An 18842-nucleotide genomic window follows, 5' to 3' on the forward strand; every position below is an offset into this window, starting at 1 on the left:
ACGTGTCCCGGGCCCCTCTCATGATGATGCCCATCGCGGCTAAATGGTTGCTGCTGCAACGTTTTTTCCGATGGCCGGCATTTGACAGGCACTGAATATCCCGTTAATTCCTATTTTGCGCACCGCAACAACCGTCGTCCGCTTCACCTCGTGATGTCGATACCGGTGCCGTCCCCGCCAACCGGAGTTCCGTCCCGATGACCCGCAAGACCAGCCTGATCGCCGCCGCCGTCGCTGTCGCACTCGGTGGCTCTCCGTTCCTCGCCGCCGCCCAGCAGAGCGGTACTGCCGCCAACACACTGGACACCGTGATCGTCACCGGTACCCGCGTGGCCGACCGCACGGTCGCCGAATCGCAGTCCCCGATCGACATCATCACCCCTGAGGTTCTGCAGTCCACCGGCACCAGCGAACTGGCCACCGCGCTGTCGCGTGCCCTGCCCTCGCTGAACTTCCCGCGCCCGGCCCTGACCGACGGCACCAGCGGCGTGCGACCGGCGCAGCTGCGTGGCCTGTCACCGGACCAGGTGCTGGTGCTGGTCAACGGCAAGCGCCGCCACACCTCCGCCATGATCAACGTCAACGGCAGCATCGGCCGCGGCTCGTCGGCGGTGGACATCAATGCGATTCCGATCGCCGCCATCGAGCGCGTTGAAGTGCTGCGCGACGGCGCTTCGGCGCAGTACGGCTCGGACGCCATCGCCGGCGTCATCAACATCGTGCTCAAGGGCAGCGGCAGCGGCGGCAGCCTGGCCGTCGACTACGGCCAGTATTCGGCCGGCGATGGCAACAAGTACCAGCTCTCCGGCGATACCGGCGTGGAGTTCGGCAGCGGCCGTGGCCGCCTGCACGTGGCCGGGCAGATCAGCCAGCAGGATGAAAGCAACCGCGCCGGTCCTTACCAGGGCAGCACACCGAACACCGGCAATTTCCCTGGCATCGGCGAGACGACCTTCGTGGTCGGCGATCCGCGCGTGGATGCGACCGCCGCCTCGGCCAACGCCAGCTTCGACTTCAGCGACCGCGTTACCGGCTACGCCAGCGCGCTGCTCAGCAACCGCGACATCACCTCGTTCGCGTTCTACCGCTCGCGCAACCACAGTGGGCAGGGCGCCCTGCTGGCCCAGGTCTACCCCGACGGCTTCGTGCCGCAGATCAACCAGTACTCCAAGGACCGCTCGCTGGTGGCCGGCGTCAAGGGCAGCACCGACAGCGGCTGGACCTGGGACCTGAGCCTGAACCACGGCGAGAACACTCTGGATTTCCACACCCGCAACACCATCAACTACAGCCTGGGCACGGCCAGCCCGAGCTCGTTCTACGACGGCACGTTGAAGTACCAGCAGGACATCTTCAATGCCGACCTGACCAAGTCGCTGGACTGGGGCCTGGCCTATCCGGTGACGCTGTCCTTCGGTGGTGAGTACCGCAAGGAGAAGTGGGACCAGAACCCGGGCGAGCTGAATTCGTACACCGGCAGCGGCGCACAGGGCTTCGCCGGCTTCACCCCGACCAATGAAGTGCATACCGACCGCCACAACTATGCGGTCTACGCCGGCCTGGAAGCGGACCTGACCGAGAAGTTCTCCGCCGGCCTCACCGGGCGCTACGAAGACTATTCGGACTTCGGTGACCGCTTCTCCGGCAAGCTTTCGGCACGCTACGCGTTCACCGACAAGGTCGCGCTGCGGGCCACCGCGTCCAGTGGCTTCCGCGCGCCATCGCTGGGCCAGCAGGGCTACCAGGCGGTGACCAGCACCATCATCAACGGTGACTTCTTCGAACGCGGCACTTTCCCCACCACCAGCCCGGCCGCACAGGCGCTGGGCGCCTCGCCACTGAAGGCCGAGACCTCCACCAGCTACAGCCTGGGCCTGGTGCTGCAGCCGGTGGACCGCCTGTACGTGACCATCGATGCGTACCAGATCGACATTGACGATCGCATCGCGCTGTCCTCCAACATCACCACCACGCCGGCTGCAGCCGCGCTGCTGGGCGGGCTGGGCCTCCCGCAGGTGACGGCCTTCTCGTACTTCACCAATGCACTGGACACGCGCACGCGGGGCGTGGACTTCGTCTCCAGCTATACCGTGCCCTTCAGTGCCAGCAGCCTGGAGCTGACGGCGGCCTACAGCTACAACGAAACCGAAGTGAAGCGGGTGAACGGGTCTCCGTCGGTGTTCCCGACGCTGGGTATCTCGCAGTCGCTGATCGGCCGCGATGAGATCGGCCGCATCGAGGACAGCTATCCGCGCGACAAGGCGATCCTCAGCGGCACCTGGCGCTCGGATCATTGGGAGCTGGGCCTGGCGGCCACACGCTACGGCAAGTTCACCGTGCGCAATTCGGCCACCGCGCTGCGTGACCAGACCTACGGTGATGCCTGGGTAGTGGATGCCTCGGCCAGCTACAAGCCGAGCAGCAACTGGACCCTGACCGTCGGCGCGGACAATCTGCTGGACAAGTATCCGGACCGGACGGCGGACCTGCAGAACTCGACCTTCGGCATGCTGCCGTACAGCAACTACTCGCCGTTCGGCTTCAACGGCGCGTATGTGTACGGGCGTATCCGGTACACCTGGTAAGCGGCACCGGTAACGCCGGGCCACGCCCGGCGGCGCGGTGGAACCTGCATCCCTTCTGTTCCGGCAGAAGGGATCGGCCCTGTACTGCTCAAACCATCCGTTCCACCTGCCGGGTTTGCTGCATCTGGCCGCTTGGGTGAAAATCGGGACATCCCCCTCCCCGAACCCTGCGAGTGCCGATGCACCATGACACCGACCTGATCAACATCGTCGCCGTTGGCCTGGGGCTCGCCTTCATCTTCGGCGCGCTGGCCAACAAGCTGCGTTTGTCTCCCCTGGTCGGGTATCTGGTTGCTGGCATCTGCGTGGGGCCATTCACCCCGGGGTTCGTCGCCGACCAGGCGCTGGCCAACCAGCTGGCCGAACTGGGCGTGATGCTGCTGATGTTCGGCGTCGGCCTGCACTTCTCGCTGAAGGACCTGATGGCGGTCAAGGCCATCGCCATCCCGGGTGCCATCGGCCAGATCGCAGTGGCCACCCTGCTCGGCTGGGGCGTGGCGTGGTTGATGGGCTGGCCGACACTGCATGGGGTGATCTTCGGCTTCTCGCTGGCCACCGCCAGTACCGTGGTCCTGCTGCGGGCGATGGAAGAGCGCCGCCTGCTGGAGACCATGCGCGGCAAGATCGCAGTGGGCTGGCTGATCGTGGAGGATCTGGCCTGCGTACTGGCACTGGTGATGATGCCGGTGCTCGCCGGCGTGTTCGGCCCCGATGCGGCCAAGGAAACCCACACCGTCGGCAGCGTGCTGGCCGATCTGGGCTGGACGTTCGTGCAGCTTGGCCTGTTCGTGGCCGTGATGCTGGTGGTCGGTCGGCGGGTCATTCCCTGGATCCTCGAACGCATCGCCGGCACCGGCTCGCGCGAGCTGTTCACCCTGTCAGTGCTGGCGATCGCACTGGGCGTGGCCTTCGGTTCGGCCATGCTGTTCGGCGTGTCCTTCGCGCTGGGCGCGTTCTTCGCCGGGATGCTGCTCAACGAATCGGAACTGAGCCACAAGGCGGCGCATGATTCGCTGCCGCTGCGCGATGCGTTCGCGGTGCTGTTCTTCGTTTCGGTGGGCATGCTGTTCGACCCCAACATCGTCGTGCAGCATCCGTGGCAGGTACTGGCCACGGTGCTGATCATCATGTTCGGCAAGTCCGCCGCCGCCTTCTTCATTGTGCGTGCGTTCGGCCACCCGAGCAGCACCGCGCTGACCATCTCGGCCAGCCTGGCGCAGATCGGTGAGTTCGCCTTCATCATCGCCGGCCTCGGTGTCTCGCTGCAGATCCTGCCGAAGGAAGGACAGTCGCTGGTGCTGGCCGGTGCACTGGTGTCGATCATGCTCAACCCGCTGGTGTTCGGCCTGCTCGACCGCTGGCAGGCGAAGCAGGAGCAGCTGCCGCAGGCGCCGGAGCCGGAAGAAGCCACCGGGCCCTCGCGCGACCTGCATGACCACGCCATCGTGATCGGCTACGGCCGCGTCGGCAGCGAGCTGGCGCAGGTGCTGCGCGACCGCGGCGTACCGGTGCTGGTGATCGATGACAACAAGGACCATGTCGAGCGTGCACATGCCAGTGGCCTCGCGGCGATCCGTGGCAGCGCCGCGGCCGACCGGGTGCTGGCCGAGGCCCACCCGGAGCGCGCCAAGATCGCCGTCCTGGCCATTCCGCAGCCACTGGAAGCCGGCGAAGCGCTGGCCAAACTGCGCGCGATCAATCCCGAGCTGACCCTGCTGGCACGGGCACACAGCGATGCTGAAGTGAAGCACCTGCTGGAACATGGCGCCGATGGCACGGTGATGGCCGAGCGCGAGCTGGCCTATTCGCTGGCGGAGATGATCATGTCCACCCCGCCCTACCGGAATCTCGGCCAGCACAGCATTCCGGTGGTGTGAGGCAGGGCGGATGGCGTAGCGCCGGGCCATGCCCGGCGGCTGCCATGAAAAATCCCCGGTCGACCCGCATCGACCGGGGATAGGTAACACCAGTGCCACGCCTTGGAGAGGCAGCTCCACCGTAGCGCATCGCGGCGGCGGTGGTGATCGCCACTGGCGATGACGACCAAGCGCCTGGCTATCAGGCGCCGGCCAGCGCCTGCTGCAGGTCGGCCTGCAGGTCGCCGATGTGCTCGATGCCGATCGACAGCCGCACCGTGTCTTCGCTGACCCCGGCACGGGCCAGTTCATCGGCATCCAGCTGGCGATGGGTGGTGGATGCCGGATGGGTGGCCAGCGACTTGGCGTCACCCAGGTTGACCAGCCGCGTGAACAGCTTCAGTGCGTCCAGGAAGCGGGCACCGGCCTCACGTCCGCCAGGGAGACCGAAGGTCAGCACGCCCGAGCCCTGCCCACGCAGGTAACGCTGTGCGCCGGCATGCTCAGGGTCATCCGGCAGGCCGGCATAGCGCACCCACGCCACCTTGGGATGCTGCTTCAGATACTGCGCCACGGCCAGCGCGTTGGCGTTGATCCGTTCCATGCGCAGGGCCAGGGTCTCGATGCCCTGCAGGATGAGAAACGCATTGAACGGCGACAGTGCCGCGCCGGTATTGCGCAGCGGTACCACCCGCGCCCGGCCGATGTAGGCGGCCGGGCCGAGGGCGTCGGTGTAGACCACACCGTGATAGCTCGGGTCCGGCTGGTTGAGACGGGCGAAACGCTGTGGCTGCGCCGTCCAGTCGAAGCGGCCCGAATCGATGATCGCTCCCCCCAGACTGTTGCCATGGCCGCCGAGGTACTTGGTCAGCGAGTGCACCACGATATCCGCGCCATGCTCGAATGGGCGCAGCAGGAAAGGCGTGGCAACCGTGTTGTCGACAATCAAGGGCACGCCGGCGGCATGGGCGACTTCGGCAATCGCGGCGATGTCGGTGACATTCCCGCGTGGATTGCCGATCGACTCCACGAACACCGCCTTGGTTCGGTTGTCGATGAGGGGAGCAAAGGCTGACGGATCGGCCGGATCGGCGAATCGCGCCTGGATGCCGTACTGCGGCAGCGTATGCGCCAGCAGATTGAGGCTGCCGCCATACAGCGCACTGGCGGCGACGATGTTGTCGCCTGCTTCGGCGATGGTCTGGATCGCATAGGTGATCGCAGCCTGCCCGGATGCCAGCGCCAGCGCACCGATCCCGCCTTCCAGCGCGGCCAGACGTTGCTCCAGCACGTCGGTGGTGGGATTCATGATGCGGGTATAGATGTTGCCCTGCACCTTCAGATCGAACAGATCGGCGCCGTGCTGGGTGTCATCGAAGGCGTAGGCCACGGTCTGGTAGATGGGCACCGCCACTGCGCGCGTGGTCGGGTCGGGCCGGTAGCCGCCGTGCACGGCCAGGGTTTCCAGTTGCCACTGCGGATCACTCATCGCGTCAGGTTCCATCCGGGGAAACCTGCACGATAGGCGACCCCACCGCGCACGCTGAGAGCCGCTGGCGATGAGCCCGTAACCTGTGGTTATCAGGACCTGCCCGGCAGCCCGCAGGTTCCCGCCCCCATGGGCGGGAACCCGGCCGACATCAGGCCTTGGCGAACACCAGGTGACCGCCGTCGTTGCCGACCTCGATGGTGTCACCGTTGGCGAAGGCGCCCGACAGGATCTTCTGTGCCAGCGGATTCTCCAGCTGCGACTGGATCGCGCGCTTCAGCGGGCGTGCGCCGTATACCGGATCGAAGCCCACATTGCCCAGCAGGTCGAACGCGGCGTCGGACACCACCAGCTTCAGGCCGCGCTCGGCCAGCCGCTTCTCCAGCCCGCGCATCTGGATGCGCGCGATCTGCTTGATCTGCTGCTTGTCCAGCGGGTGAAACACCACGATATCGTCGAGGCGGTTGATGAACTCCGGACGGAAGTGCGCCTGCACCACCCCCATCACCGCGGCCTTCATCTGCATGTAGGCCTCCGGGCTGTCGTCACCGCTCATGTCCTGGATCTGGTGCGAGCCCAGGTTCGAGGTCATCACGATGACGGTATTGCGGAAGTCCACCGTGCGGCCCTGGCCATCGGTCAGGCGGCCATCGTCCAGCACCTGCAGCAGGATGTTGAACACGTCCGGATGCGCCTTCTCGACCTCGTCGAGCAGGATCAGCGAGTACGGACGGCGACGCACGGCTTCGGTCAGGTAGCCCCCTTCCTCATAGCCGACGTAGCCCGGAGGCGCACCGATCAGGCGGGCGACGCTGTGCTTCTCCATGAACTCGCTCATGTCGATGCGGATCATCGCGTCGGCGCTGTCGAACAGGAATTCGGCCAGGGACTTGCACAGTTCGGTCTTGCCGACGCCGGTCGGGCCCAGGAACAGGAACGAGCCGGCAGGCCGGTTCGGGTCGGACAGGCCCGCGCGTGAGCGACGCACCGCGTCGGACACCACCTTGATCGCCTCTTCCTGGCCGACCACGCGGTTGTGCAGCACCTCTTCCATCCGCAACAGCTTGTCGCGCTCTCCTTCGAGCATCTTGTTCACCGGGATGCCGGTCCAGCGCGACACGACCTCGGCGATCTCCTCATCGGTCACCCGGTCCTGCACCAGCTTGAAGTCCTTGTGCTCGGCTTCCTGGGCAGCCGCCAGCTGCTTTTCCAGTTGGGGCAGCAGCCCATACTGGATCTCGCTCATCCTGGCGAAATCCTGCCGGCGCTGCGCGGCTTCCAGCTCCAGCTTGGCCTGCTCCACCTGCTCCTTGATCTTCGTTGCGCCCTGCAGCGCGGCCTTCTCCGACTTCCAGATTTCATTGAGGTCGGAGAATTCGCGCTCCAGCACCTCGATGTCATTCTCCAGATCGGCAAGGCGCTGCCGCGAGGCATCGTCCTTCTCCTTCTTCAGCATTTCGCGCTGGATCTTCAGCTGGATCACGCGCCGCTCCAGCCGATCCAGTTCCTCGGGCTTGGAGTCGATCTCCATGCGCAGGCGCGAGGCGGCCTCGTCCATCAGATCGATGGCCTTGTCCGGCAGCTGGCGGTCGGTGATGTAGCGGTTGGACAGCGTGGCCGCAGCAACGATCGCCGGGTCGGTGATCTCAACGCCGTGGTGCAGGGCGTACTTCTCCTTCAGCCCACGCAGGATGGCAATGGTGTCCTCCACCGAAGGCTCGCCCACGAATACCTTCTGGAAGCGGCGTTCCAGTGCGGCATCCTTCTCGATGTACTTGCGGTACTCGTCCAGCGTGGTGGCACCGATGCAGTGCAGCTCGCCGCGCGCCAGCGCCGGCTTCAGCATGTTGCCGGCGTCCATCGCACCGTCGGCCTTGCCGGCCCCGACCATGGTGTGCAGCTCATCGATGAACAGGATGATCTGCCCTTCGTTCTTGGCCAGGTCGTTCAATACGCCCTTCAGTCGCTCCTCGAATTCACCGCGGAACTTGGCGCCGGCGATCAACGCGCCCATGTCCAGTGACAGCACGCGCTTGCCGCGCAGGCCCTCAGGCACTTCGTCGTTGATGATGCGCTGGGCCAGCCCTTCCACGATCGCGGTCTTGCCCACGCCGGGCTCCCCGATCAGCACGGGGTTGTTCTTGGTCCGGCGCTGCAGTACCTGGATGGTGCGGCGGATTTCCTCGTCACGGCCGATCACCGGGTCCAGCTTGCCGCTCTCGGCGCGCGCGGTCAGGTCGATGGTGTACTTCTCCAGCGCCTGACGCTGCTCTTCGGCGTTCTCCGACTGCACGTTCTCGCCGCCGCGCAGCTTGTCGATCGCCGACTGCAGGCGCGCCTTGTCGGCACCGGCGGCGCGCAGCGCCATGCCGAGCGTGCCGCCATCCTCCAGCGCCGCCAGCACGAACCACTCGCTGGCGATGAAGGCATCGCCGTGCTGCTGGGCCAGCTTGTCGGTGTGGTTGAGCAGGCGGTTGAGATCATTGCCGATCGACAGGTTGCCGGCCTGCCCGGACACCTTCGGCAGCGCGTCCAGCGCCTCGTCCAGGCGCTCGCGCAGCACCGGTACATTGACACCGGCCTGCGCCAGCAGCGGGCGCGTGCTGCCGCCCTGCTGGTCCAGCAGTGCGCTGAACACGTGGACCGGTTCGATGATGCTGTTGTCGCGGCCCACGGCCAACGACTGCGCGTCCGCCAGCGCCTGCTGGAAACGCGAGGTGAGCTTGTCCATCCGCATTGCGAATCCTCATCGGTCGTCAGTGCCGGCCCGTGCCGGCGATGCTGGAAAGATGCGGTTGCACCACCCGGTTTCAAGGGCGGCTGCGACTGCACCCCGGGGCCAGTCAGCCTGGGGCCAGCATGCCGGAACGGGTGTGGTCGGCGCGTTGATCCGGATCAGTACGCATGGCGGGCCGCGCCCGCGATCGCTCAGCGCGCGATCGCGCTGCGGATCGCCCGGAGCTGCTGCTTGACCGCCCGCGATTGCGCCACATCCATGCGCAGCAGGGCCTTCTGGCCAATCGAGCGCGCCTGCAGATCCGGATCCACGAAGCGGTAGCGGCCCCGTTCATCGCGTTGAACGAGGGGCGCCTGCTGCGGCTCCGGGGTCTCCAGCAGATGGTCGATCACCGCCACCAGGCGATCATTGAAGTAGCCCTCTGGCCGCCCAAGATCGACATAGGCCTGCTGGATCAACGGGTAGAAGCGCTTGTACGCCGTAGCCGTTGCCGCCGGGTCCAGCGCGGTGAATGCCTGCACATAGGGCGCATAGCGCGCGGCGTTGCTGGCGGCGATGCGTTCCCCGCCCTCGCCCGGCTCGACCTGCAGGCTCCCCGGCAGAGGCCGCGCGGCCAATGCGGTCGGCGGAACACTGGGCTTGTCCAGATTGTCGACCTGGGTCACCAGGCGCTGGATCAGGTGATCGCGCAGCAGCGGGGTGAGCGGCGCCTCCCCCTGGAACAGCTGGCTCAATGCGCTCCAGGCCGCGATATCGCTGTCGGCCAGTTCCGGCAGCGCGGGATCGGCCGCGGCTTCGGTGTCCAGCGGATGCTGGATGGCGGGCGGCGCCGGTGCGGTTTCTGCGGCCGCCTTCGGTTGTGGCGGTGCGCCAGCACTGGCGGGGGGCGACTGCACCGGCACCGGGACACCGTCCGCCAGGCTCTTGAGCTGATCGCGGAACAGCCAACCGCCCGCGCCACCGATCACCACCACACCCAGCACCCAGGGCCATACCGCCTTTCCACTCTGCATGATGCAGTCCCTCGTTTTTCATCTGCATGGACAAGGTGTGACCCTCTCGATTCCCGAGGGTTCCCCGCGTGTTCCGCTGCCGTTGGGGTTGGCGCCGCACGCAGGGCACGCTCACGCCTGCTTTGCGCGCGCTGCGCGAGGCTGTGCATCTTGTCGTGGAGAGACCGTGTCATGCACTACGCGTTGTACTACTGGACCGGCATCCAGGGACGTGGCGAATTCGTACGATTGGCCTTGGAAGACGCTGGCGCCGACTACATCGACATGGCGCGGATACATGGCGACGCCGTGATGCAGCCCTTTCTCGATGGCCACAGTGAGGGCGCGCAACCGTTCGCCCCCCCGTTCCTCAAGGCGGGGCGACAGGTCATCGCGCAGGTCGCAGCGATCCTGGATTTTCTCGGCCCGACCCTGGATCTGGTGCCGCAGGCCGCGGCGCGGCGCATGCAGGCGCTGCAGTTGCAGCTGACCATTGCCGACCTGGTGGCTGAAGTACACGACACCCACCATCCGATTGCCGCGTCGAAGTACTACGAGGAACAGAAGACCGAAGCCAACGCACGTGCGGCGTCATTGCGCAGCGAGCGGCTGCCGAAGTTCCTCGGCTATTTCGAGCAGGTGCTGGCGGCCAACGGTGGCCGCCATGCACTGCGCGAGCACTCCTACGTGGATCTGTCGCTGTTCCAGCTGATGAGCGGGCTGGACTACATGTTCCCGCGCCGGATGCAGGCACTCACGCCGCGCCTGCCCCTGCTGCGGGCACTGCAGGAGCGGGTGGCGAAGCGACCGAACATCGCTGCCTATCTCGCGTCGGAGCGGCGATTGGCGTTCAACACCAACGGCATCTTCCGCCACTACCCCGAGCTGGACGGAGAGCGGTAGCGTCGGGCCATGCCCGGCGTCACCGGTCAATGATCGGCGCGATCACCCAGCGGCTTCACCGCCTGCTTCTGCAGCGACAACAGCCCCAGCAGCAGTGCCAGCGCCACGTAAGCCCCTGCAAACTGCCAGCTGATGGTACGCGCCAGGCCTTCAAGGTCCCACGGCAGGTAGATGCCGCCGCGCGGATCCACCGAGTGGATCAGGCCGAACAGGGTCAGCACAGCCGCCACCAGCAGGAAGCCGCAGGCACGGCGCAGACGGCCGTCAACCATCGCGGCCACGGCGGAAATCCACAGCATCGAGGTGATGATGAAGCCGTTGCCCAGAGTGAAGATCACGGCCAGTTCCGGCAGGCCGTGTCCATCGAGCTTGGTCAGCAGCTGCGGCAGCTGGTCCGGTGCGATCCAGCCCGGCGCTTTGATCGCCAGCAGGTAGGCCACCGAAGGCAGGAAGCCGAACACCATCGCTCCGGCGTGCTGTCGCGGTGTGGCCTGGAAGGCCTGGGTGGTGATGTCGATGGCGACGTACACGATGATCGGCGCCAGCACCGCCAGCGGCAGCCACTGCACCAGCCCGGAAATGATGCCCAGCATGCCGCCGATGCCGACGAACAGGCCCGTCAGCAGCGTGTACCCGCTGCGTGCGCCCATGTGCTTGTATGCAGGCTGGCCGATGTAGGGGGTGGTCTGCGCGACACCGCCGCAGACACCGGCCACCAGCGTGGCCACCGCTTCCACCAGCAGGATATCGCGGGTGCGGTAATCATCCCCGGCCGCGCGCGCGCTCTCGGACACGTTGATGCCACCGACCACCATCAGCAGGCCGAACGGCAACAGCAGCGGCAGGTAGGTCATTGCCGTGGGCAGGCCGTCCAGGAAGCCCAGCGTCGGCAGCGGCAGCACCACCTGCGGCGGCGTCCACGCCGGCACGTGGAAGCCGGGGGCCCCCAGTCCCGCCAGACCGAGGCCGTAGTACAGGACGGTGCCGAACACGAATGCCAGCAGCACACCCGGGCCACGCACCGGCAGCCGGCCCTTGGCGATCAGCACATACAGCAGCAGGCCCAACGTGGTGAAGCCGACCAGTGGCGAACGCAGGGTTTCCAGCAACGGCAGCAGGCCCATCAGTACAAGCGCGATGCCGGCGATAGAGCCGAGCAACGCTGCACGCGGCAGCGCGCGGGTGACGGCTTCGCCGAAGAAGGAGAGCACCAGCTTGAGCGCGCCCATGATGACCAGCGCCGCCATGCCCAGCTGCCAGGTCGCAATGCCGGCGGCATGCGGGTCCATGCCCTGCTGCTTGAACGCGACGAACGCCGGACCGAGCACCAGCAACGCCATGCCGATGCTGGTGGGTGCATCCAGCCCCAGCGGCATCGCGGTGACGTCATCACGCCCTGTGCGTGCCGCCAACCGGCGCGCCATCAGCGTGTACAGCAGATTGCCGATCAGCACGCCAAAGGCGGTACCGGGAAACATTCGGCCGAACACCACGTCGGCGGGAAACTGGAAGATGCCGACCAACGCCATGGCGATGAAGCCGAGGATGGAGAGGTTGTCGACGACCAGGCCGAAGAAGCCATTGAAGTCACCGGCGACGAACCAGCGACGCGGTGCGGCGGAAGCGGGAGCGGACATGGAAGGGGCGATGGGGGTGGGGAGCGCCGATGGTAGGCCCAGCGGGGCCGGCGCGCCAATTCCACGGTGGAATGATGGGTTCCAGCCAACGGCAGGGCCCCTCGTGGCTGGACGCAAATCGCAGATTCCCGGGCTGGCCCCAGCCGGGGGGGCGGCCCCGGGGGCCGCCGCAGCCCCACCCACAGGGCCGAGCCCCCCCCCCCCACGCCCCCCCCCCCCCCCCCCCCCCCCCCCCCGGCCCCTGACAGTTTCCCGCGTGTGCCAGCCACGGAAGAGAATCAAAAGATCAAAAGCAAAGGCAGGCTCTCGTTGTAGCGCCGAGCGCATGCTCGGCTGCCATACGCGAAGCCTCTGAGCCGAGCATGGCTCGGCTACAGAAGATCATCCCGATCACTCCTTCGTTCATCCACGCATGGCGTGGATCTACCGTGTCGACCAAGGTCGACACCCATCAGGCAACAGCCATGCCATTCCGACAGATCACAGGAATCTGTCGAAGGCGGGGTGGGGGGGGGGGGGGGGGGGGCTTGCGCCCGCCCCCCCCCCCCCCCTGGGGGGTGTCGCGCCCCCCCCCCCAACCCCCCCCCCCCCCGCCATCCCCCAGATAACCCGCTTCTGCTCTGGCTCTGGCTCGTAGCAGGTGCAGGGCGCAGCCCTGCATAAAACCCCAACCCTCACTTCTTCAGGAAGTTGTCCACCAGCAGATGCTTCACGTCGTCGAAGCGGCCATTCAACACCGCCTTGGCCGCATACAGGGCCGTACCCGCCACCTGTTTGGCCTCGATCTGCGGCGGCATCACCAGCTCCGCCCGGCTGGTATGCACGTCCAGCAATGCCGGACCGCGCTGGGCGAGGAAGTCCTGTACGGCCTCCTCCAGGTCCTCGCTGCGGGTGACCGTGCGGCCATGGAAACCGATCACCTCGGCCAGACGGCCGAAATCCGGATTCTTCAGATCGGTGTAGTTGTCCAGCAGCCCTTCCACCTTCTGCTCCAGCTCCACGAAGTTCAACGAACCGTTGTTGAACACCACCACCTTGATCGGCAGCTTCTCCTGCACGGCGGTCAGCAGATCGCCCAGCAGCATCGCCAGGCCACCATCGCCCGACAGCGAGATCACCTGCCGGCCCGGGAACGCCTTCTGCAGGCCCAGCGCCTGCGGCATCGCATTGGCCATCGTGCCGTGCAGGAGACTGGTAAGCGTGCGGCGACGGCCATTGACGCGGATATGCCGCAGCACCCACACCATCGGCGAGCCACCGTCGGCGGTGAACAACGCATCGTCGCTGGCGTATTTCGACAGCAGCGCGGTCAGGTGCTGCGGATGGATCAGTTCGCCCTCGCCCGGCTGCTCCTCCTGCTCACGCTTGGCCAGCGCCTTGTCGCGACGCTCGATGCACTCGTCGAGGAACGTGCTGTCCTCGCGGGGTGGCAGCATCGGCAGCAGTGCATCCAGCGTCGGTGCGATGTCACCCACCACGCCCAGGTTCACCGGATGGCGGCGACCGAGATGGCTGCCATCGCGATCGACCTGGATGATCGTCGCCTTGTCCGGATAGAACTGCCCCCAGGCAAAATCGGCGCCGAGCAGCAGCAGCGTGTCGCACTCCATCAGGGTGTGGAACCCGGATTCGATGCCGAAGATGCCGGTCATGCCCATGTTGTACGGGTTGTCCGGCTCGACGAAGTCCTTGGCACGCGAGGTGTGCGCGATCGGGGCCTGCAGGCGCAGGGCCAGTCCCAGCAGCTGCGCATGGGCGCCCTGGCAACCGGCACCGGCATAGATGCCGATGCGCTTGCCCTGCCCCAGCAACCCGGCGATGCGCTGCAGCTCGCCATCCGACGGGCGCAGCACCGGCTGGGCGTAGTGCACCGAGAACGGCACATCGTGCTTCACCTCGGCCTGGCTGATGTCGGCCGGCAGGATCACCACCGCCACGCCGCGGCGGCTGATCGCCGCCTGGCAGGCCAGGGCGACCACGCGTCGTGCCTGCGCCGGGCTGTGCACCTGCTCGCAGAACACCGTGCAGCTGCCATAGACCGCCTTGAAATCCACTTCCTGGGGGAATTCCATGCCCAGTTCGCTGGTCACCACCTGGCTGGCGATCAGCACCATCGGTGCGCGGTTGCGGTTGCTTTCAAAGATGCCATTGATGAAATGCAGGCCGCCGGGACCGCAGGAGCCGGCACAGGCCGTCAGCTCGCCGCTCACCAGCGAGTCGGCGCCGGCGGCGAAGGCGGCCACCTCTTCGTGGCGCACATGCACCCATTCGATTTCGCTGCGATGCAGTGCATCGGTGACGTGGTTCAACGTGTCGCCGACGATGCCATAACAGCGGCGGACACCCGCCTGCTGCAGGGTATCGACAACGATCTCGGCAACGCGCTTGCTCATCGGATGCATCCTCGAACGGGGGAACGTCCGAGGCTAGACCCGACGAAGTGATGCCTCCGTGGGCAAGCCACGCATCGCCTCGACAGGCAAACTGCAGAGCGATATCGGGTCAATCGTTGACGTTGATCCAGCCCACCACCGCGCCGCTCTTCGGGTTGCGATACCGCACCTTCAGCCAACCCTCGTGTTCATCCAGCAGTTCCACGCGGTCGCCCTGCAGCAGGTAACGCTGGGTGCTGGGCGCACCGGGCCGGTCGAACAGGAACAGGCGCGCCGGCACCACGGTGGCCTGCTGGCTGCGCAGCGGGCCGTCGGGCGGTGCGCCCAGGCCATCAGCGATCGCGCTCTCCAGCACACGACCGGTGGGATCAAAGGTGCGCCAGACCGCCGACGGGCCCTGCTCGTCGGCCGGCACCCACCGCAGTGCGGCGTTCAGGGTATCGCCCAGCATCAAGACGCGCTCGGCGCGATACAGATAGAGTTTCGCGCCTGCAAACCGGTACTGGTCCGTGTACCACATCGGGCCGCTGCGGCAGCTGCTGGTCAACGTGCGCGTGGCGGCATCAACGGTGAGCCCCATCAGGCCGCCGCAGTTGTCACGCCCATGGGTTTCGGCCTGCAGCGCGCGGAAACCACCGCTGGTCGGATCGTAGCGATACACCGCCACCGCTTCATTGACCATGCCGACCGACGCCCGCGCAACCAGCTCCGGGCGCCCATCGAAATCAACATCCTCGGCTGACAACCGCGAATTGCCGTCGACGTCCGGGGCACCCGGCAGGCTCAGCCGCTTGCCAGAGGGCAGCAGCTGCACGGCAATGCTGCCGTCCTCCGCCACCTCAGCCTGCACGCCAATGCCAGGTGCCGCCTCGAAGCGCAGCGACGCATCGCTGTCAGCAGCGTGCGCCAGCGGTACCAGCAGGCCCGCCAGCAGGCCAATCACGGTGTCCCTGTGTCTCATCGTCGTTGCCTGCGGCGCCAGGGCGGCGCCTCCCGGTCAGAACGATACGTCAACGGCCTGCCGCGACCACAGCACCGACTGGTGCCCGGTCTGCTGCTTCCACGCCAGGCGGATGGCTTCGATGTCGGCACGACGCTGCGGGCTGTCTTCGTGCAGCACCACCAGTACCTTGGTGCGCAGGCGGTTCGGCGCAGCGTCACCCCGGAACAACCACTGGCCGTAGGCATCGAACACGGTCAGGCCATCGGGGAAGCGCGGGGTCACTTCCTTGTCCAGGAAGGTCCGCCACTGCGCCTCGCTGATGGTGTCGGCCTGCGGTCGGTTGCCGGCGCCCTGCTCCTCGCCCACCCCGAAGTACAGCTCGCTGCGCACCCAGCCCTGGCCAGCGGACGGGCGTGCGGCATCCCCCTTCAGTTCAGCGGTCGTGGCCGTAGCGTAGGCGCTGGGCGCCTGCGAGGAGAGGCTGGCGCAGCCACTGGCGGCAAGCAGAACAGCGAAGGCAAGGCCAAGGTGTTTCATCGGTACAGCTCCGGGGAAGGGGGACAGTGCGAGCCGGCAGCGTACAGCGCCACCGGCCCGGCGTGCTGATGCCAACAGGGCATCAGCTCATGCCGGACCGGCAGGGGCTTGCATCAGCACCGGTCATCACGCGAAGATAATATATCGCTTCATCCGGATGGATGTAATTGAAACTATCTCCCCCCTTCCCCGTCGTCGTTGTTGCTGGAGCCCCCATGTCCGCCCGCCTGCCCGCGTCGCCGCTCGGCCTCGCCATTGCCCTTGCGCTCTCCCCCATCGCCCCGGCCCTGGCCCAGGACGCCACCAACCTCGACACCGTGATCGTCACCGGCACCCGTGCCGCCGACCGCACGGTGCTCGAATCCACCTCGCCGGTGGATGTGCTTACCGCCGAGGACATCCGCAAGGCCGGCGTGGTCAACGGCGAACTCGGCAGTGCGCTGCAGGCGCTGTTGCCGTCGTTCAACTTCCCGCGCCAGTCCAATTCCGGTGGCGCCGACCACGTCCGCGCCGCGCAGCTGCGCGGCCTGTCGCCGGATCAGGTACTGGTGCTGATCAACGGCAAGCGCCGCCACCACACCGCCCTGGTCAACACCGACAGCAAGATCGGCAAGGGCACCACGCCGGTCGACTTCAATGCCATCCCTGTCAGCGCGATCAAGCGCATCGAAGTGCTTCGCGACGGTGCCGGCGCGCTGTATGGCTCCGACGCCGTGGCAGGTGTCATCAATGTGATCCTCGACAATGGTGGCGATGGCGGTGAGATCGAAGCCAGCTACGGTGCCAACCACACCGATCTGAAGCCGATCGGCCGCACCCTTACCGATGGGCAGGCCGGCAACATCAGCGCCAAAGTGGGCACCTCGCTGGGTGAGGACGGTGGCTTCCTGCGCGTCGGCCTGGAGTACAAGCACCGCAACGGGACCAACCGCGCCGGCTTCGACCAGATTCCACCGTGGGACCAGACCCCGGACAACCTGGCACTGCAGGGCAAGCGCAACTACGTGCTGGGCGATGGTGAGAGCAAGGACATCAACCTGTGGCTCAACACTGAAATCCCGGTCGGCCAGACCTCCACCTTCTATGCGTTCGGCACCTTCAACCAGCGTGACACCGAAGGCGCGAACTATTTCCGCTACCCGGACGGCGAGGCCAACTGGAAGGAGGTCTATCCGAACGGTTACCGGCCGGTCTCCGAAGGCGAGAACCGCGACGTGCAGTCGGTCGCCGGTGTGCGCGGCCAATGGGGTGAGTGGAGCTACGACGGCAGCCTGGACCATGGCCAGAACGATTTCACCTATCGCCTGCGTGATTCGCTCAACGCCTCATTGGGCCCGGCCAGCCCGACACGCTTCAAGACGGCTGATTATGAGTACGCTCAGACCGTCGGCAACCTGGACCTGAGCCGTGTGTTCACCCAGAGCGACAGCATCAGCCATACGCTTGGCCTGGGCGCGGAAGCGCGCCATGAGCGCTACCAGACCCGTCCCGGCGACCCCGCCAGCTATGCGGCCGGCCCGTTTACCGACCGTCCCACCGGCTCGCAGGCCGGCGGCGGCCTCACGCCGCAGGATGCCGCCACCCTGTCGCGCGATGTGACCAGCGCCTATGCCAGCCTGTCCAGCCAGTTCGGCGATCACTTCTCCAGCGACCTGGCTGCGCGCTACGAGCACAGCGATGATTTCGGCGGCGAACTGACCGGCAAGCTCGGCCTGCGTTACCAGTTCACCCCGGCCTTCGCCCTGCGTGGCGCGATCTCCAACAACTTCCGCGCCCCGTCCCTGGCACAGATCGGCTACGAGTCGACCTCCACTGGCTACAACGCCGGCGGCCAGCTGGTGCAGGGCCGGCTGCTGTCGGTCAACAATCCGATTGCCCGCGGCCTGGGCGCGCAGGACCTCAAGCCCGAAAAGTCGATCAACACGTCGCTGGGCTTCACCAGCCGCATCGGCGAGCACTTCGACCTGTCGCTGGACTTCTTCCAGATCGACATCGATGACCGCATCGCGCTGTCCGAAAGCATCACCGGCGATGCGCTGACCGATTATGTCGCCGCCAACTACGGCGTCAGTGGCCTGCAGAGCGCCAGCTTCTTCGTCAATGCCGCCGATACACGTACCCGTGGCGCCGAACTGGTCAGCAACTGGCGGCAGGCGCTGGGCAACGGCCAACTGCTGCTGACCGGCACTTACGCCTACACCAAGACCACGCTGAAGAACGTGCTGGCCACCCCTGCACAACTGCAGGCGCTCGATCCGGACTATGTGCTGTTCGGCATCGAAGAGACCAACACGCTGACCGACGCCACCCCGCGCACGCGCGGCAGCGTCTCTGCAGCATGGAGCAATGACCGCTGGTCACTCAGCAGCCGGGTGAACCGTTATGGCAGCGTCACCCGTGTCTTCAACTTCGGTGACGGTTACATTCCGCGCCAGACCTACCAGGCCGAATGGCAGCTGGATGCAGAAGTGGAGTATCGCATCAGCGCCCGATGGAGCGTGGCCATCGGCGGACAGAATCTGACCGACAACTACCCGGATCGATCCAATGAGGACATCCATTACTTCGGCAATCTGCCCTACGACGTGCTTTCGCCGATCGGCAGCAACGGCGCCTACTACTACGGCCGCGTCCGTTACACGTTCTGACCGCGGCTGACGCGTGTCTGCGGTGGTGGGGGCCCCCCGGGCCCCCAACACCCCCCCCGGCAACAGCCCGAGATGCGCCCCAAAACAACAACCCACCCAAACCCCCCAGACGCCGCAAGAGC

Annotated in this window: 11 protein-coding genes; 4 read left to right on the plus strand and 7 right to left on the minus strand. The window is 66.4% G+C overall.

Annotated features, from left to right (window positions below):
* The first annotated feature begins 197 nt into the window (after positions 1-197).
* Together ACVOME_RS14425 and ybaL are read left to right on the plus strand one after the other, a co-directional pair.
* Positions 198-2585, plus strand: coding sequence for a TonB-dependent receptor plug domain-containing protein (locus tag ACVOME_RS14425; RefSeq protein WP_074899615.1), 2388 nt, complete (start codon positions 198-200; stop codon positions 2583-2585).
* Positions 2586-2764: 179 nt separating this feature from the next.
* Positions 2765-4462, plus strand: coding sequence for a YbaL family putative K(+) efflux transporter (gene ybaL, locus ACVOME_RS14430; RefSeq protein ID WP_053519386.1), 1698 nt, complete (start codon positions 2765-2767; stop codon positions 4460-4462).
* Between the two features lie 181 nt (positions 4463-4643).
* Here ybaL and ACVOME_RS14435 read toward each other — a convergent pair whose 3' ends face one another.
* The 3 genes from ACVOME_RS14435 to ACVOME_RS14445 all read right to left on the minus strand — a co-directional run bounded on the left by ACVOME_RS14435 (position 4644) and on the right by ACVOME_RS14445 (position 9680).
* On the minus strand, positions 4644-5930 hold the full coding sequence (locus ACVOME_RS14435; RefSeq protein WP_065182586.1) for an O-acetylhomoserine aminocarboxypropyltransferase/cysteine synthase family protein: 1287 nt from the start codon (positions 5928-5930) through the stop codon (positions 4644-4646).
* A gap of 151 nt (positions 5931-6081) precedes the next feature.
* Complete coding sequence (gene clpB / locus ACVOME_RS14440) at positions 6082-8667, minus strand: ATP-dependent chaperone ClpB (RefSeq protein ID WP_065174752.1); 2586 nt, start codon at positions 8665-8667, stop codon at positions 6082-6084.
* Positions 8668-8858: 191 nt separating this feature from the next.
* A complete protein-coding gene (locus tag ACVOME_RS14445) occupies positions 8859-9680 on the minus strand; it encodes a DUF3014 domain-containing protein (protein WP_481505209.1) in 822 nt (273 codons plus the stop codon).
* Positions 9681-9851: 171 nt separating this feature from the next.
* On the opposite strand from ACVOME_RS14445, the gene ACVOME_RS14450 reads away from it, so the two are divergent.
* Complete coding sequence (locus ACVOME_RS14450; protein ID WP_065174750.1) at positions 9852-10562, plus strand: glutathione S-transferase; 711 nt, start codon at positions 9852-9854, stop codon at positions 10560-10562.
* 26 nt (positions 10563-10588) lie between these two features.
* Here the strand turns inward: ACVOME_RS14450 and ACVOME_RS14455 are convergent, their stop codons facing one another.
* From ACVOME_RS14455 to ACVOME_RS14470, 4 genes are all read right to left on the minus strand, one after another.
* Positions 10589-12199: a SulP family inorganic anion transporter gene (locus ACVOME_RS14455; protein ID WP_111187260.1), complete on the minus strand. Its 1611-nt coding sequence runs from the start codon at positions 12197-12199 to the stop codon at positions 10589-10591.
* Between the two features lie 674 nt (positions 12200-12873).
* A complete protein-coding gene (locus ACVOME_RS14460; RefSeq protein ID WP_481505210.1) occupies positions 12874-14592 on the minus strand; it encodes a thiamine pyrophosphate-dependent enzyme in 1719 nt (572 codons plus the stop codon).
* A gap of 109 nt (positions 14593-14701) precedes the next feature.
* Positions 14702-15553, minus strand: a complete 852-nt coding sequence (locus ACVOME_RS14465) for an XAC2610-related protein (RefSeq protein ID WP_111186745.1) — start codon at positions 15551-15553, stop codon at positions 14702-14704.
* A gap of 36 nt (positions 15554-15589) precedes the next feature.
* Positions 15590-16072: a DUF3574 domain-containing protein gene (locus ACVOME_RS14470; protein ID WP_053517005.1), complete on the minus strand. Its 483-nt coding sequence runs from the start codon at positions 16070-16072 to the stop codon at positions 15590-15592.
* 215 nt (positions 16073-16287) lie between these two features.
* On the opposite strand from ACVOME_RS14470, the gene ACVOME_RS14475 reads away from it, so the two are divergent.
* Positions 16288-18720, plus strand: a complete 2433-nt coding sequence (locus ACVOME_RS14475) for a TonB-dependent receptor plug domain-containing protein (RefSeq protein WP_481505211.1) — start codon at positions 16288-16290, stop codon at positions 18718-18720.
* Positions 18721-18842 lie beyond the last annotated feature (122 nt).

The organism is Stenotrophomonas sp. STEN008 (assembly GCF_056760435.1).